Annotated in this window: 1 protein-coding gene; it reads right to left on the bottom strand. The window is 77.6% G+C overall.

Going from position 1 to position 415, the window contains the following annotated elements; translation table 11 throughout:
• The coding region (locus tag I6F37_RS42035) for a hypothetical protein (RefSeq protein WP_225154678.1) at positions 1 to 372 on the bottom strand (372 nt) is incomplete at its 3' end.
• Between the last annotated feature and the right edge of the window lie 43 nt (positions 373 to 415).

Below are 415 nucleotides of genomic sequence, written 5' to 3'. Positions count from 1 at the left end.
CCCGGAGAGCGACAGGACCGCCTGGGTCGTCGAGCGCCGGTCCTGGTCGACCGTGGTGGCTCCCGGCCCGGCGGCGCGCTGCGCGGCGAAGGCCGTGCCGTCGTAGGCCACGCCGCCGCGGAGGGCGACGGGGAAGGTGCAGTCGTACTGCAGGCCCCCGAGGAACTGGTTGGCGAGCCGGGCCTGCGCCGCGCGGCCGCCGGCGAGGAAGGCCTGTCCGGCGAGGCCGGTCGAGTTCGCGTTGACCGGGCTCGTCGGGCCGCCACCGCCGACGCCGCCGCTCGCGGACTGCCTGGCGGCGAGGTAGTCCAGTCCCTGGGCGGCGTCAGCGTCGCCCGTCCCGTTGACCGCGATGAGGGCCTGCACCGCCATGGCGGTCGCGTCCGGGTCGCTCGCGCAGGGCACGGCGCCGAAG

Source organism: Bradyrhizobium sp. NBAIM08 (assembly GCF_020193935.1).
GTDB lineage: Bacteria > Pseudomonadota > Alphaproteobacteria > Rhizobiales > Xanthobacteraceae > Bradyrhizobium > Bradyrhizobium yuanmingense.
Note: the sequence above shows the minus strand (reverse complement) of the source record. Positions and strands in the feature narration are given on the sequence as shown.